At 38.9% G+C, this 14,845-nt stretch carries 14 protein-coding genes and 2 pseudogenes; 8 read left to right on the top strand and 8 right to left on the bottom strand.

Features of this window, described 5'->3' with window-relative positions:
* Positions 1 to 145 precede the first annotated feature (145 nt).
* Positions 146 to 433, bottom strand: coding sequence for a hypothetical protein (locus H6G57_RS00875; RefSeq protein ID WP_190515258.1), 288 nt, complete (start codon positions 431 to 433; stop codon positions 146 to 148).
* Positions 434 to 661: 228 nt separating this feature from the next.
* On the opposite strand from H6G57_RS00875, the gene H6G57_RS00870 reads away from it, so the two are divergent.
* The 3 genes from H6G57_RS00870 to H6G57_RS00860 all read left to right on the top strand — a co-directional run bounded on the left by H6G57_RS00870 (position 662) and on the right by H6G57_RS00860 (position 3,139).
* Entirely contained in the window at positions 662 to 913 is a 252-nt protein-coding gene (locus H6G57_RS00870; protein ID WP_190515256.1) for a hypothetical protein, read from the top strand.
* Between the two features lie 69 nt (positions 914 to 982).
* Positions 983 to 2,497 carry an AAA family ATPase gene (locus tag H6G57_RS00865; protein ID WP_190515255.1) on the top strand — a complete coding sequence of 505 codons (1,515 nt, stop codon included), beginning with the start codon at positions 983 to 985 and terminating at the stop codon, positions 2,495 to 2,497.
* 75 nt (positions 2,498 to 2,572) lie between these two features.
* Positions 2,573 to 3,139 carry a hypothetical protein gene (locus tag H6G57_RS00860; RefSeq protein ID WP_190515253.1) on the top strand — a complete coding sequence of 189 codons (567 nt, stop codon included), beginning with the start codon at positions 2,573 to 2,575 and terminating at the stop codon, positions 3,137 to 3,139.
* A gap of 147 nt (positions 3,140 to 3,286) precedes the next feature.
* On the opposite strand, the gene H6G57_RS00855 is transcribed toward H6G57_RS00860, so the two are convergent.
* The gene (locus tag H6G57_RS00855) at positions 3,287 to 3,583 is read right to left on the bottom strand and encodes a hypothetical protein (RefSeq protein WP_190515252.1); all 297 of its coding nucleotides are present in this window, start codon (positions 3,581 to 3,583) and stop codon (positions 3,287 to 3,289) included.
* Between the two features lie 260 nt (positions 3,584 to 3,843).
* Between H6G57_RS00855 and acnB the strand changes: the two genes are divergently transcribed.
* Entirely contained in the window at positions 3,844 to 6,447 is a 2,604-nt protein-coding gene (gene acnB / locus H6G57_RS00850) for a bifunctional aconitate hydratase 2/2-methylisocitrate dehydratase (RefSeq protein WP_190515250.1), read from the top strand.
* A gap of 71 nt (positions 6,448 to 6,518) precedes the next feature.
* Here the strand turns inward: acnB and H6G57_RS29695 are convergent, their stop codons facing one another.
* Complete coding sequence (locus H6G57_RS29695) at positions 6,519 to 6,704, bottom strand: hypothetical protein (protein WP_375539503.1); 186 nt, start codon at positions 6,702 to 6,704, stop codon at positions 6,519 to 6,521.
* A gap of 44 nt (positions 6,705 to 6,748) precedes the next feature.
* Positions 6,749 to 6,949, bottom strand: a pseudogene (locus H6G57_RS00840) (reverse transcriptase N-terminal domain-containing protein); the annotation flags it as partial.
* Between the two features lie 4 nt (positions 6,950 to 6,953).
* Between H6G57_RS00840 and H6G57_RS00835 the strand changes: the two are divergent.
* Positions 6,954 to 7,139, top strand: a pseudogene (locus tag H6G57_RS00835) (transposase); the annotation flags it as partial.
* Between the two features lie 348 nt (positions 7,140 to 7,487).
* On the opposite strand, the gene H6G57_RS00830 reads toward H6G57_RS00835, so the two are convergent.
* Positions 7,488 to 8,153: a PEP-CTERM sorting domain-containing protein gene (locus tag H6G57_RS00830; protein ID WP_190515248.1), complete on the bottom strand. Its 666-nt coding sequence runs from the start codon at positions 8,151 to 8,153 to the stop codon at positions 7,488 to 7,490.
* Between the two features lie 521 nt (positions 8,154 to 8,674).
* Between H6G57_RS00830 and H6G57_RS00825 the strand changes: the two genes are divergently transcribed.
* Positions 8,675 to 9,574, top strand: coding sequence for a 2OG-Fe(II) oxygenase (locus H6G57_RS00825; RefSeq protein WP_190515247.1), 900 nt, complete (start codon positions 8,675 to 8,677; stop codon positions 9,572 to 9,574).
* A gap of 21 nt (positions 9,575 to 9,595) precedes the next feature.
* Here the strand turns inward: H6G57_RS00825 and H6G57_RS00820 are convergent, their stop codons facing one another.
* Positions 9,596 to 11,044, bottom strand: coding sequence for a trypsin-like serine protease (locus H6G57_RS00820; protein WP_190515245.1), 1,449 nt, complete (start codon positions 11,042 to 11,044; stop codon positions 9,596 to 9,598).
* Positions 11,045 to 11,482: 438 nt separating this feature from the next.
* On the opposite strand from H6G57_RS00820, the gene H6G57_RS00815 reads away from it, so the two are divergent.
* Complete coding sequence (locus H6G57_RS00815) at positions 11,483 to 12,538, top strand: RRXRR domain-containing protein (protein ID WP_242048836.1); 1,056 nt, start codon at positions 11,483 to 11,485, stop codon at positions 12,536 to 12,538.
* 62 nt (positions 12,539 to 12,600) lie between these two features.
* On the top strand, positions 12,601 to 13,575 hold the full coding sequence (gshB, locus tag H6G57_RS00810; protein ID WP_190515241.1) for a glutathione synthase: 975 nt from the start codon (positions 12,601 to 12,603) through the stop codon (positions 13,573 to 13,575).
* A 2-nt stretch (positions 13,576 to 13,577) separates the two neighbouring features.
* On the opposite strand, the gene H6G57_RS00805 is transcribed toward gshB, so the two are convergent.
* Together H6G57_RS00805 and H6G57_RS00800 are read right to left on the bottom strand one after the other, a co-directional pair.
* The gene (locus tag H6G57_RS00805) at positions 13,578 to 14,015 is read right to left on the bottom strand and encodes a hypothetical protein (RefSeq protein WP_190515240.1); all 438 of its coding nucleotides are present in this window, start codon (positions 14,013 to 14,015) and stop codon (positions 13,578 to 13,580) included.
* Positions 14,012 to 14,704 carry a DUF433 domain-containing protein gene (locus H6G57_RS00800; protein WP_190515238.1) on the bottom strand — a complete coding sequence of 231 codons (693 nt, stop codon included), beginning with the start codon at positions 14,702 to 14,704 and terminating at the stop codon, positions 14,012 to 14,014. The genes H6G57_RS00805 and H6G57_RS00800 overlap by 4 nt, the downstream gene beginning before the upstream one ends.
* Between the last annotated feature and the right edge of the window lie 141 nt (positions 14,705 to 14,845).

Genomic DNA, 14,845 nt, shown 5'->3' with positions numbered 1-14,845 from the left:
CAGTCGCTCCAAAGGTTGAATCTCAGCAACCCTTAAACTTACTTTTCTATTCTAGGTGACAAATTCCAAAGCGTAACCCATCCTGATCCGTCTGAAATTACCATTGTTCTAGCTGGGTTAGGAATTTTTTGATCTTTATTGCCAATCATAGCGTCAATGTCTGATTTCGACTGCTATAGTCTGGACAATTGATTGCGGCTTCAGATAAGGCGATTTTAGGTTGGACTGGACATTTGAGGTGATAGTTCCCTGTAAAGAACATACAATCTGCACAGGGGATTTGGTGCATTTGCTTGGCCCGTTGCATGGTATCCCGCATCGCAGCACCGATACTCCAAACTATCAAAATCACAAATCCCCAAGCCAAAACAAAGCAAATGGGCACTAAAAAGGGTTGAATAATCTGAATTAGGATTCGTAGCAGTTTCAACACGATGCTCCTCCTTCTGGGTGTTATTTTAAACTTGATTCTAACGCAGAGAGAGCCGTTGATTATGAGTTAATCAACAAATTTAATTCATTTTAAAGTATTTGGGTCAAGGAGAGAGTTAATATCTATTTAAAGTTTTATTTTTAGACAGCGATCGCACTTTATATCCTATCCTAATTCAATAAAATATGCTACAATTAAATAGGGTTAACTCGTTCAGGAGATTCAATCATGCAAGCATTTGAAGTTATGGGAACTGTTGATGAAAACGGGCAATTAATTTTAGATCATCAACTTGATATTAATACACCGAGTCGGGTGAAAGTGATTGTTTTAGTTTCTCCCCAGGATGAATTAGAATCTGATCCTGATGATACCCCTGTGGAAGAAATTAAAGCCAGTTTGAGACGAGCGTTACACGAAATGAAAACAGGACAAACAATCCCTTTAGAAAAAATGTGGGAGCGTATTGATGCAGAATAAGTTATTACAGGTTATAAAATTAAAATTTGTGATACAATATTTGAATAATTTTATAATTAAAATTAAATTATGGCTAAATCAGTTAAGATAACTAATTCTACAAAATCAAAAAATGAAAAATTTGAAGGAATTACTAAAATATCTGTTGGTGGCTATAAATCTATTGCCAATCCCTGTACTATAGAAATTCAGAATTTAACGATACTATCAGGAGCCAATAGTTCGGGTAAATCTAGTATTATGCAGCCCTTACTTCTGCTCAAACAAACCTTGGAAGCAACTTACGATCCAGGGGCTTTATTATTAAATGGTTCTAATGTAAGATTTACATCTACAGAACAAGTTTTTTCTAAACTATCTTCTAAAAAATATAAGAATTTTTTCGTTGAAACTGAAATCAATCAATCTAGATCCATCAGATTTGAATTTTGCAAAACCCGTAAAGGCATTGATCTAAAACAAATGGTTTATCAAGAAAAAGGCGAACCAGAAACAGTTTTACGAAAAGATATGACCCAGGAAGAACTTGAGAATGTTTTACCCAAAGGATTTTTAGAGAGATATAAAAATTCGTTCATTAAATTGCCTAATCAATTTAACAATATTTTTATTAATGTCACCCGAATTAGATGTTTCTTAGAAACTCAAATCATTGCAAATTATGACAAAAAATCTCTCTCACCAACAATTTATAGCTTTAGTCAAACCGGAATATTTGAACAATCTATTCGCAGTATTATTCATGTACCTGGTTTAAGGGGAAATCCAGAACGGACTTATCCAGTAACAGCAATTGGGGAACAATTTCTAGGTACTTTTGAGCCTTATGTTGCTAGTGTGATTAATAATTGGCAAATAACAAAATCTTCTAAACTTAAAGACTTAGCTAGATATTTAAAGATTTTAGGGTTAACAGGTAAAGTTGACACTAAACAGATTAATGATACTCAAGTTGAAATTAGAGTCGCTCGACTTCCTTGTAATTTTAATTCTAAAACTAAATCTACAGAGATGGTTAGCATTGCTGATGTCGGTTTTGGTGTTTCTCAAACTTTACCTGCTCTGGTTGCGTTATTAGTTGCTGAACCTGAACAATTAGTTTACCTAGAACAACCCGAAATTCATTTACATCCTCGCGCTCAAGCCTCCTTAGCTGATATATTAGTAGAATCAGCGAATAGAGGAGTAAGAGTTGTGATAGAAACTCACAGTGACTTGATTTTAAAACGAATTCAATCCTTAGTTGCAGAAGATCGAATTACACCTGATAAAATTAAGTTACATTGGTTTACTCGTGATCAAGAAGGTTGTACAAATATAACAACGGCTGATTTAGATGAAGCAGGAACGTTTGGAGATTGGCCAGAAGATTTTAGCGAAGTTGATTTAGAAGAAGAAAGTCGCTATTTAGATGCGGCTGAATTAAAACTAATGGATGAAAAAGGACAATTAATTTTAGATCATCACCTTGATATTAATATACCGAGTCGGGTGAAAGTGATTGTTTTAGTTTCTCCACAGGATGAATCTGAATCTGATCCTGATGATACCCCTGTAGAAGAAATTAAAGCCAGTTTAACTTGACAAGGTTTTGGTTTATATAGTATTATGATTACGGTAAGCTTTAACAATACTAACCTTATAAAAAGGATTTTCTCTATGGAAAAAAAAGCTAATCGAGTATTTGTAGATTATTTAGGACTGCCAGAACAATTATATAAACAAATTTTCGCGGTTGGTCGTGATTGGAGAACTAATGAAAGGTCTCATATTGAGGGTGGTAGTGATGTTATAGTTGAATTTAATGATGGAAAGGTATGTTTGTATGATTGGATTGACTATCCAGATCGCTATATAAGATCATTCTTTAGTGGTAGTGTACATTACCCAAAAAGCGAACAAATTAAAATAGCTAAAGATAAAGTTTCCAGAATTTTTTGTCGTATTCATGAAGATATAAAAAAGCAAAAAGACATTCCTTTTGAAGAAGTATGGAACTCCAGAAATACAAACACTATTCCTGGGCTAGAAATTACTCCTTGGAAGGCTTTAAAAAACTTTATTCTACATAAAAAGCGAGAAAAACTTTTTGGGGAAGATTATATTTGGGTGGAAGATTGTCTATTGTATCCAGATGCTCCTATAGATGATTATTATCTAGATGATATTGACTATGCAATAGCTGTTTGCGGTATTCCTGATCCAAGATTAGTAGAGAATGACTAAGCTGTTGTGCATTTAAACGGTATAGTAGGGAGCGGGGACGCCCCCTACTATAAGGATATGGCAATTTCCTCATCACAATTCTCGATACTGAACAGCTTAGTTTAATAAGTAATTAGTTGTTGGGGGAGCCAGGGATGTGATCGCTTGTTAAGAAACTTGAATAAATCCCATACCAACTTGATTAAAATGAACATCTACTGTTAAAATTAAAATAATTCTTAACCCTTGCATCATAAGCATTGGAGACAAATCAGTAAAAGGAATTAAAGCTTTATGTAAATAAATAGCCCTAATTTTGCAGATAGATTCAAATCTTTCAGTACATATAAAACCCAAATTTAAGTGTTGATCTTTAAAATTTTTAATAATAATTCTATTGCCTGATTTGTCTAATAAAAATGAAATTGTTAAGAAAATAAAGATTTCATTTAATAATACATACAATCTTTGGTAAATAAGGTAAATAATCTTTACTGGGCAATAAGATATTAGCGTCTCTATATTATTTTATATGCTGTTAAAAAAGCATGAATTTCAAGTTTATTGATAGTAATTGATAATAAAATTTCTAAAAATGACAAAATGCTTAGTTCAATATTTTACATTGAGCTTTCCTCACCAATTCGTTTACCAGTAACTCCCGTAAACTTCCCATTACAATACAATAACTAAAATCAAGGTATTATAGGAGAACACCCGAACCTATGCTAGAAGCATATCGTCAACACGCTGAAGAACGCGCTCAACTGGGCATTCCCCCCCTTCCCCTCAACGCCCAACAAACCTCCGAACTCTGCGAACTCTTGAAAAACCCGCCAGAGGAAGAGAAAGAATTTTTGATGACCTTGCTGAGAGACCGTATCCCCCCCGGTGTCGATGAAGCCGCATACATCAAAGCTGCCTTTTTAACCGCTATTGCCAAAGACGAAATCACCAGCCCCCTGATTTCCCATCAAGGTGCTGTTTCTCTTTTGGGTACAATGGTGGGAGGCTATAACGTCCAATCTTTGATAGACTTGCTCAAAGTTCGGGATGAAAGTATTGCTTCGGCTGCTGCGAATGCCCTCAGTAAGACGTTGTTAGTCTTCGACGCCTTCAACGACGTTCTGCATTTATCGGAAGTTAATCCTTTTGCGAAACAAGTCATTGACGCTTGGGCAGAAGCCGACTGGTTTATCGGACGTCCGCAACTGCCCGAAACCATTACCGTCACGGTCTTTAAAGTTCCTGGGGAAACCAACACCGATGACCTGTCTCCGGCGCCCCACGCTACCACCCGCCCCGATATTCCCTTACACGCCTTAGCCATGTTGGAAAGTCGGATGCCGGGAGGGTTAGAAAACATAGCCGAACTGAAGAAAAAAGGGCATCCCGTCGCTTATGTCGGAGACGTTGTGGGTACAGGTTCTTCTCGGAAATCTGCGATTAACTCCGTGCTGTGGCATATTGGTAACGATATTCCCTACGTTCCCAATAAAAGGGGGGGCGGTTATATTTTAGGGGGAAAAATTGCCCCAATTTTCTTTAATACGGCTGAAGATTCCGGCGCCCTCCCCATTGAATGTGATGTTAGTAAACTGGATACTGGGGATGTGATCACCATTCATCCCTACAACGGTGAAATTACCAACGAAGCGGGAGAAGTGATTTCTACCTTTACCCTCAAACCCGATACGATTTTAGATGAAGTGCGGGCTGGAGGTCGCATTCCTCTATTAATTGGTCGCAGCTTAACGGATAAAACCCGTGCCGCCTTGGGACTAGAACCCAGCACCTTGTTTGTACGTCCTTCCCTGCCAGAAGACACTGGAAAAGGCTTCACCCTCGCTCAGAAAATGGTTGGAAAAGCCTGCGGGTTGCCGGGAGTCCGTCCAGGGACATCCTGCGAACCGTTGATGACCACCGTAGGTTCTCAAGATACCACTGGCCCGATGACCAGGGATGAACTGAAAGAACTCGCCTGCTTAGGGTTTTCGGCTGATTTAGTTATGCAGAGTTTCTGTCACACCGCAGCATACCCGAAACCCGTTGATATTAAAACCCATAAAGAATTACCCGACTTTTTCGCAACTCGTGGGGGGGTCGCCTTAAAGCCAGGAGATGGAATTATTCACTCTTGGTTAAACCGGATGTTATTACCGGATACCGTCGGTACAGGAGGTGACTCCCACACCCGTTTTCCCCTGGGTATTTCCTTTCCGGCTGGGTCAGGTTTAGTGGCTTTTGCCTCCGCTTTAGGGGTAATGCCCTTAGATATGCCAGAATCGGTCTTAGTCAAGTTTACCGGAGAATTACAACCCGGAGTCACTTTACGGGATATTGTTAACGCTATTCCTTGGGTCGCCATGCAACAGGGTAAGCTCACCATTGGAAAAGAAAACAAAATCAACGTTTTCAACGGTCGGATTATGGAAATGGAAGGCTTACCGGATTTAAAGGTGGAACAAGCCTTTGAATTAACCGATGCCACGGCTGAACGTTCCTGTTCTGGAAGTACCATTAAACTCAGTGAAGAAACCGTCGCGGAATACTTGCGTTCTAACGTCGTGTTAATGAAAAATATGATTGCACGGGGTTATCAAGATGCTCCTACCCTGTTACGGCGGATTGCTAAGATGGAAGCATGGTTGGCCAATCCAAGTTTAATGTCTGGGGATGCCGATGCAGAATATGTGGATACCCTGGAGGTGAATTTAAGCGAGATTAAAGAACCGATTGTTGCCGCGCCTAATGACCCGGATAACGTTAAATTAATGAGTGAATGTGCCGGGGATAAAGTAGATGAGGTGTTTATTGGTTCTTGTATGACCAATATTGGACATTATCGGGCGGCTGCTAAGATTTTAGAAGGTGCGGGTACGGTGAAAGGGCGTTTATGGATTTGTCCACCGACTCGCATGGATGAACAACAACTCCGAGAAGAAGGGGTTTATGGCATCTTTGCCGCCGCAGGTGCAAGAACAGAAATGCCGGGATGTTCCCTGTGTATGGGGAATCAAGCCCGTGTCGAGGATAATGCCACTGTGTTCTCGACTTCGACCCGTAATTTTAATAATCGCATGGGTAAAGGTGCAAGGGTCTATCTCGGTTCTGCGGAATTGGCGGCGGTCTGTGCCCTATTAGGTAAGATTCCGACTGTTGAGGAATATATGGATATTGTGGCGCAAAAAGTTGATCCGTTTAAAGGTGATTTATACCGTTATCTCAATTTTGATCAGATTGAGAATTTTGAGGATTTCGGGCGGGTGATTCCTGTGGATCAGATGCCTAAGTTAGAGGATGTTTTGGGTATTCCGGCGTTGACCTAACCCCCCCAGGGCTGTTTCATTCGCAAAAAATTAGGTACAAAAAAGCAAAAGATAATTGATATTTTCGGCTATCATTCTTTGAGTTGTTGTGGGAGAATGATAGCCGTTAATTCGGAGAAGATTAAGGACAATACTTCTGATAATAGCGAAGTTTTGTGCAGCCCAACCCAACCTGAGCGAATCTTGGAGCTATCTTCACGGAATAAAACATCCCTTATCCAATGATTTTGGTTTTCGATTAACCAATGTTCTCTAATCTTCTCCCCGAATTCTTCCGCACTTAATTTGAGGCTACTAATATTAGTTTGAGGTTGGCAACGAGGGTGAGACGTTGTTTTGGGGTTAGGCTTTTTAACCCATCCACACCAGCCGTCTTCTTACCACTGTTGTCTTGCGTGACCCGCCTGACCGCTAAGCATCTTGCTGACCAAGACTTCATCAACGTCTTTTGGAGTCTGCGAACTGCTTTCACATCACCACGCTGAGAGGCTCGATAAATTCGCTAGTTCTCTGAATCAACCCAAACTCTTAAACACCATCTTCCCGATATTTGCCATTATTTTATTAATCGAACAACCAGTGGAGTTATGGAGGGATTAAACAACCGGATCAAATTAATTCTTCGTCAAAGCTATGGCTTCAAAAATTTTGAGATGATGCGCCAAAAGCTACTAGCTTGTCTTTTTATATAAGCCTTACTTATAACCATAAGTATAGGAGAACCCTCATCGCCAGCATTGCTGTGATGATTCGGCTCCACTGTCTTAAAGTCGTTTGGCTGACCCAAGGCTAATCGCATTCTAATCGTGCTAATATATCCTTCATGGGCTTTCTGCGGTTTTTGAGTTGAGGTTTTGCTTGACAACAACTCTACTACAGAAAGCCCTCTCTACATTTTGGCGAAGGTATTGTTGAAGAAACTGGGTTTCTAAACACCACTTCATCAGGCCCAAAAACGGATTGTGCTTTGATTGGTTTGACAGTTTTGTTGCAACTGTTAACCAAAGCTTTCTATTAGCGGATTGCTGGAGATGATTAACCTATGCTTTTTCTGTTAGTTTCTGTTGTTGTTTACGTTTCAGTGAACCTGCACCCATTGCACCTAGCGCCAACAAGCCCAAGGTAGAAGCAGGTTCGGGAACAGATTTAGTAGCAGCTACTGTCTGAAGATTATCAATAAGTGCTGCACCGTTGGTGCCTTGTGCTGAATTAACTAGGATCTCATCAAAGAGAATATCTGTGAATCCATAGAAGTTTCCTGAATATTGAGTAACGGCATTAAATGTTTCAACGACTGCGCCATTCAGTAAGGCAGTGAATATTGATGTCCCTGGGTTGGATATCATTGAAAATGCTGCCGCAGTTTGATTAGTGTTAAATTTTATAGAAAATGGATTTTCGATGGACCCACCGTAAGGATTGGAAAAGTTAGCTAGAGTATTACCTGCTATATTGGGAAAATAGCCATTATAAAACGTAATGTTATAGAGGTTGGTGAAACTTACGCCCAAGCTGGAAAACTGGTTTGTGACCTGCTCTCCTTCACCAAGAGAAACCTCATTAAAGTTGATAGTTTGGGTAGGATTAGTTAACCCTGTACTATTCGTCAAACTCGCAGCTTGTGCTGATGTTCCTACGCCCATCGCCATCAATGCTGCACTAGCGGTAGCCAAAGATAACTTTTTCATCAGAGTTGAAGTAGCCATTTTTCCGAAATCTCCAAACAAGTTAAGGTTGACAGTAGGATTACTCTAAAAAAGCGATTACCGATAATTTTTGTTTTTGTAGAAACTACCCATTAATAATCTTGTGTAACTGACCTATGGTGGTAATTTCGCGCTCATCTGAGTGTCATCACTAAAAACAGATTGTCATACCCCCATTAGCGAAGTCAACAATCTGAGCGAGTCTTTATCAAAAAAATACATCTTAAGATAGAGGCAAATATGTTGAAAAAATTCATTCATCAGCCAAAACGCTGATGCTTTAAAGATTTGCATCTATCAAAAGGTATAATATCTGCTGCTGAGATTATTAATTTTCGGTAAAGACATCCTCCGGTTCTCTTGACAAATGCAAATAATAGTGCATTAGCCAGAAGCAGGGGAAGCCCACCCCAGGGCTCTATTCCTGAGTGCTACGCACTATAAAATTTTTGAAGTGATCATCAGCCCTATAGGATTCAAGTTAAAATCAACATCAACTTTTCCAGTGGCTTCAGGAATTTATGCACCACCCAACACTCACACCGACGATTCAAGACATTCAGGTGACGTTACTCCTTCTCGGCGGCTATCAATATGGGATCACGTTACCCTCTAATTCTCCTTTACTCTTAAATTTATTAAATGCAGTGGTTCATCGAACAGAACAAAATCAAGATGAACCGCCTAAATTGTTTCAAATTCCGGTCAATGGACAGCAGCAAGCCTTATGGTTTTCTAGTGATTCTTTAGTGGGGGTGATCACCGAACCTCCAATTTTTATTAAAACTCAATCTCCTTCTCTTCCTGCTACACCAAAAGCTGAACTTTTTAATATTAACTATTGGCAAATTGATAATTTTTTATCCCCAGAAGAACATCAAACTCTTCTCGATTATGCGATTAAACAAGAAGGAAACTATGAATTAACTGGCCCTGCAACAAACACGGCTGATTATCCCGAACATCGAAACTCTTTAGTGTTGTATTATTCTCCAGAATTTGCTGATATTATTCTCAACCGAGTTAGGGCTGTGTTTTGGAACGCCTTAGAACACCTGAATATTCCTCCTTTTGCGATTACTCATATTGATGCTCAACTCACCGCCCATAATCACGGCCATTATTTCCGCATTCATAATGATAATGGTTCAGAAAGAGATGCAACTCGAACGTTAACTTATGTTTATTATTTCTATCGAGAACCTAAAGCTTTTACCGGAGGAGAATTATTAATTTATGATACCCATTGGCACGGTGAATATGCTTACTCAAAATTAGAAAATTTTAAAACCATCGAACCTTTGAATAATCGCATTATCTTTTTTTATAGCGGTTTAATGCACGAAGTTTTACCCGTTTATTGTCCGTCTAAACAATTTGCGGATAGTCGATTTACAATTAATGGTTGGGCTAGAAAATAAATTTCTAACTTTTATCCGGTGTTAAACCCAAATAAAATGACCTTGAAGTTGTTGAGGAGAAATATTAGAAACTACCCCTAAAATTTGATTGGAACTTGTCACCCGAATGACCGTTTCTGGTAAGTTAGAATATAAATTGGTCGAAAATTCTAAGGTTAAATTGGCTTCTGTTAGACCTTCTGTTAAGCCAATTTGATCAAAACTGGGTTCAAAATCATAAATAGTATCGGCTAATAATTGATCTGAATTAGAAGTTGCCAAAGCCAAAATAAAAAGATCAGATCCGCTTCCTCCAGTTAAATAATCACTGCCTTGATCTCCCGTTAAGGTATCATTTCCTTCTTCTCCATAGAGATAGTCAAAATCTTGACCTCCTGCTAAAAAATCATTTCCCAAACCCCCCCAGAGAATATCAAACTCTAAATTTCCATAAAGAAGATCATTTCCCTCATCTCCATAAAGATCATCTCCTCCTTTTCCCCCAAATAAATGATCATCCCCCCCTAAACCGTTGAGGGTATCATTCCCTTGATATCCATAGAGAAAATCATTATTAATCGTGCCAACAATATTATCATTACCACTATAGGGAGAAGGATTAATAATTTGATTAATCCAATCTGCATAAACTGAAACCCTCGTATCAGAAGCATATTCTCCAAAGCTATCATCTAAGGCATTAGTAACATCAATACCCGGTGTTGCTGACCTAAAACCATTAGAAGTCAAACCCGCAATTTTTCCATTAATAAAGGCTGGCCCCCCTGAATCTCCAGGGCTAATATTAACTTCTGATAATCCTAATCCTAAATCGTTAATGCCAAATTCTTGCCCAAAGGCATCATTTTGGGGTAAGCCATTATCAAAATCATAAACTAATTGTTTTCCGGGTTGGTTACTATAATAATAAGGATAATTATTAAATAATTCGCCAGAAGCTTCATAACGATTTTGCCCCATTCGTTTAGTTGGAACTAGATCAGAATAATCGGCTTCTCCAGAATTTCCCGTTGCTGGAACACCATAGCCTACTTTTTGCATAATCTGTCCCACTTCATCAGCCCCGGTATAAATTTCATAGCGATTCGCGGCTTCAGGTGCAGGTTGAGAAAGTTCTAAAATAGCAATATCATTGTTATAATTAGTATCAGAAGTCCAATCGGGATGAATATAAATTTGAGAAACGGGAATCGAGACTGTCCCAGAGGGTAAATTAAAATAAACCGTATATTCTGAAGGTGAACTATAATCAGCTTGTCCGAATTCATCTGTGACACAATGGGCAACGGTTAAAATATGACGTCCAGTTGTTAGCAATGATCCGCTACAACTATGACCATTAATTTCTTGAATTTTAACAACACCATCTAACCCCATTCCAGGTTGTACAAGATAAGCCGGATTATCGGGATTAGAAGTGGGAACCGAAATCCGAGGTTGAGGTGCATTTACAGTTAAAGAAGTTGACATTTCGCTGAACTTAAATGAATATAATTAAGGAAAACTTGATCCTTTGCTGGTTTAATTTTATTCTAAATCCTGTCACTTTGACAGTTTCAATGGATGAAAGGAAGGTTTCAAAGGTCAGGATCTAAAATTTGTCTTCTGTTTTAACGTCCGTTTAATTTGTTAACCGTTAACTGTGAATAAAGTTCACTAACCCCGCCCTAAAAGTGCGGGGATTGCTTAAACCAATTTAGGCAACGCAAGCAGTGAATAGCTCATGGAGACTCAATTGGGTACAGACTTCCGAATACTTCTCTAGTTCGGACAAAATCTAAACCGGATTGGTTCAGGTGTTGGGTAAAGCCAAGACATCTTAATTGAGTTGAGCGAAGAGACTGAAACAAGAAATTGGGTTATACCAAAATGCGAATACCAGTAGTCGATCAAAACAACAAGCCATTGATGCCAACCACACCAGCAAGAGCGAGGAAGTGGATTGAGTCAGGAAAAGCAGTTAAACGCTACTCAGACTGTGGGCAATTTTATGTTCAACTGTTAGTTAAACCGAGTGGATACACAACCCAAAATATTGTGATTGGAATTGATCCGGGCAAGAAATTCTCTGGGATTGGTGTTCAATCAGCTAAGTTTACACTGTATACGGCTCATCTGATTTTGCCATTTCAGACAGTCCGTGAACGCATGGATGCAAGACGATTAATGCGTCGAGGTCGCAGAGGAAGAAGAATTAACCGCAAGGTTGAGTTCTCAAAACGCAACCATCGCCAAAAACGCTTTAATAATCGTCGCCAAGGTAAACTGGCTCCCTCAATTCGTGCTAATCGTCAATTGGAATTGAGAATAGTTTCCGAATTATTCAAGATTTACCCAGTTACAGAAATTAGATATGAATATGTCAAAGCTGATGTTGATTTAACCAGTGGGCGTAAACAAGCTAAATCGGGTAAAGGTTTTTCACCTGTTATGGTTGGACAAAAATGGATGTTAACCCAACTGGAAAAGTTAGCACCCGTCGTTAAGATTGAAGGTGATCAAACGGCATCAACTCGTAAATACTTAGGACTAACCAAGAACAAAACAGACAAATCCAAGCCGGAATTCAACACTCATGCAGTTGATGGTGTAGCGATTGCTGCAACAGCGTTTGTTGAGTATCGCCAATATCATACAGCAAAAACTGATGGTGTTAATTGGTTTGGTGATGTTGTCATTACCACTGCTGAATTTCGAGTGATTCGCAGACCCCCTTTTTCTCGTCGCCAACTTCACTTAATGCTTCCGGCAAAAGGTGGAGTGCGTCGGAAGTATGGAGGTTCTACAACTCGTCATGGTTTTCGCAAGGGTGATTTGGTTAAATCTCCCAAGGGTGTTGGTTATGTGTCAGGAGACACCGAAAGACAAGTATCTGTCAGCGATGCTAACTGGAAACGGTTAGGGCAGATTGCTTCTAGTAAAGTACAGTTAATTCGTCGTTCTAACGGGTTAATTGTTACCTAGAAGATTTTGTAAAGCCGTCCTCCGCTTCGCTAAAGGACGGGGTTTCAAAACCAATTTTTTCGATGAAATTTGCCTTCATCATTGACCCAATCGAAAAATTAAATCCCAGCCATGATACCAGCGTTGCTTTAATGGAAGCCGCGCAAGTTTTAGGACATGAAATCTGGGTGACACAAGTGCATCAATTAAATGTGATTGAGGGTCAAACCTGGGCACTTTTAACGCCAGTTCGCCTCACTCCCATTGTTAGGGATCAAGGTCGTTGGGTTGTCGGTGAAATTTGGTTTTCTATTGATCAACCGACCCTTCAACCTTTAGAAAATATGGATGCGGTGTTTATGCGAACCGATCCACCTGTGACGATTCCCTATCTTTATGCTACCTATCTTTTAGATTATATTAACCCCGAAAAAACCTTGGTAATTAATTCCCCTCATGGGTTAAGAACAGCCAATGAAAAAATGTACGCGCTACAATTTAAAGATTGTATTCCGACAACTATTGTTAGTCGAGATAAACAGGTGATTCGAGATTTTGTTGAACAAGAAGGTGCAGCCGTTTTGAAGCCTTTAGGCGGAAAAGCAGGGGAAGGAATTTTATTTTTAGAACCTAGCGATCGCAATCTCAATTCTTTAATTGAAATTAGCACCCAACAAGGGTTATATCCGGTGATGATTCAACGATTTTTACCGGAAGCCAAAGACGGAGATAAACGGATTATTCTGTTAAATGGTGAAGCCATTGGTGCAGTGAATCGCATTCCCACAGGTCAAGAATTTAGAGGAAATATGGCGGTTGGCGGACGAGTTGCTAAAACAGAAATTACTAATCGAGAATACGAAATTTGTCAACAATTAGCCCCTAAATTAATTGCAGATGGCTTATATTTTGTCGGAATTGATGTGATTGGAGGCTATTTAACGGAAGTGAATGTTACCAGTCCGACGGGAATTCGAGAAATTGATTTATTAGATAACGTTTCTTTAGGAGAAAACGTAATAGCATGGGTAGAAAATAAAATTAAGACTCGTTTGTAATCTTATCGGGTATAGGGTTCGATTTTTCGGAGCATTTTTGTATTGTTTATCCAAGGAGTAACTCGTCCAGGATGATAAATTTTAGCAATAAAAGGGGGTTGATTATTTAAAGCAAATCTTGTCATTTTGGGTAAAGTATTAACAAAAGTTAAAGCGATCGCATCTCCTGACAAATTTGTTGAAGCAAATACAAATACCCTGACATTAGCTTGAACAATACTCAAAAGTTGAGAGGTGCGATAACCCATTCTTTCATCCTTTGTTAAAACAACCCACTGACGATTTCCAACTTCTATTAACCAATCTTCATCTCTAATATTTTGGGGAAAATGATCATCATGAATTTCAACTGTAGCTCCTGCTTCTCTTAAAGCTTTTGGAACTGTAACTCGACCTAAACATCGATCAATAAAAAAGATTACTGGTTCAGTTGTACTCATGCTACTAAGTCTAATTCACAACGGATTCCTTCTTCAATTAAGCTACGATCACATTGATAATCAATTGCTAATTCATTAATAGATTCTCCAGCTTTATACCGTTCTGCTAAAATAATAGTGGGAATTCCTGTTCCCATTAACACAGGACGACCAAAGGAAATATAGGGATCAATCACAACAATTTTCGGAGCATTTTGATCAAAATTTCGAGTAAAAGGAAATAGTTTAATCGGTAATCCTGATGGATCTCGTTCAATTCTACTTAAAAATTGGTATAAAATTTCCTTCAAAGCTAATTGACCTGTTAAAGAAACATTTAATAATCCCCCAAACTGTTCAACAAATAAGTTAACGCCATCAGTTTGAAATTCTAATTGTGCTAAGGGGTGTGGTGCAGAAAATTCTTGATTGAGATAATCTAACGCTGCACGAACTTTAGCTAAAGGGACTTGATGGAGTCGTCGAATCGCACTTAAAACATGAGCTTCAATTAAGTTAGTAAAAGATAGTTGTTTGTTGGAAGTAGGAGGTAATTCAATTAATGGGGTAAAATATTGTTTTCCCTGACGAGTAGGGTAATATCGACCATAGACCCAAGATCTCAATGTTCCAGTCGGAAGTTGTAAATATTTTGCAGCTTCCGGTAGGGAATAATTCGGCAAATCACGAACTTCTAAACCCATCGGCATTATCTTTCATCCTTTAGCTATTTTAATCAAGACAACCTTTGATCATATTATACCTATTTATGTTAAAATAATCACAATATTTTTAATTTCAATCAAGACAGAGACGGCGTTTATTGCCACTCTGAAATTGCGGATATTTTC

This window comes from Planktothrix sp. FACHB-1365, assembly GCF_014697575.1.
Taxonomy (GTDB): Bacteria; Cyanobacteriota; Cyanobacteriia; order Cyanobacteriales; family Microcoleaceae; genus Planktothrix.
Note: the sequence above shows the minus strand (reverse complement) of the source record. Positions and strands in the feature narration are given on the sequence as shown.

Excerpts from the sequence above, each read along its gene's own strand:
- H6G57_RS00870 (WP_190515256.1), top strand. The coding sequence starts at position 662 with ATGCAAGCATTTGAAGTTATGGGAACTGTTGATGAAAACGGGCAATTA.
- H6G57_RS00865 (WP_190515255.1), top strand. The coding sequence starts at position 983 with ATGGCTAAATCAGTTAAGATAACTAATTCTACAAAATCAAAAAATGAA.
- H6G57_RS00860 (WP_190515253.1), top strand. The coding sequence starts at position 2,573 with ATGGAAAAAAAAGCTAATCGAGTATTTGTAGATTATTTAGGACTGCCA.
- acnB (WP_190515250.1), top strand. The coding sequence starts at position 3,844 with ATGCTAGAAGCATATCGTCAACACGCTGAAGAACGCGCTCAACTGGGC.
- H6G57_RS00830 (WP_190515248.1), bottom strand. The coding sequence starts at position 8,153 with ATGGCTACTTCAACTCTGATGAAAAAGTTATCTTTGGCTACCGCTAGT.
- H6G57_RS00825 (WP_190515247.1), top strand. The coding sequence starts at position 8,675 with ATGCACCACCCAACACTCACACCGACGATTCAAGACATTCAGGTGACG.
- H6G57_RS00820 (WP_190515245.1), bottom strand. The coding sequence starts at position 11,044 with ATGTCAACTTCTTTAACTGTAAATGCACCTCAACCTCGGATTTCGGTT.
- H6G57_RS00815 (WP_242048836.1), top strand. The coding sequence starts at position 11,483 with ATGCCAACCACACCAGCAAGAGCGAGGAAGTGGATTGAGTCAGGAAAA.
- gshB (WP_190515241.1), top strand. The coding sequence starts at position 12,601 with ATGAAATTTGCCTTCATCATTGACCCAATCGAAAAATTAAATCCCAGC.
- H6G57_RS00805 (WP_190515240.1), bottom strand. The coding sequence starts at position 14,015 with ATGAGTACAACTGAACCAGTAATCTTTTTTATTGATCGATGTTTAGGT.
- H6G57_RS00800 (WP_190515238.1), bottom strand. The coding sequence starts at position 14,704 with ATGCCGATGGGTTTAGAAGTTCGTGATTTGCCGAATTATTCCCTACCG.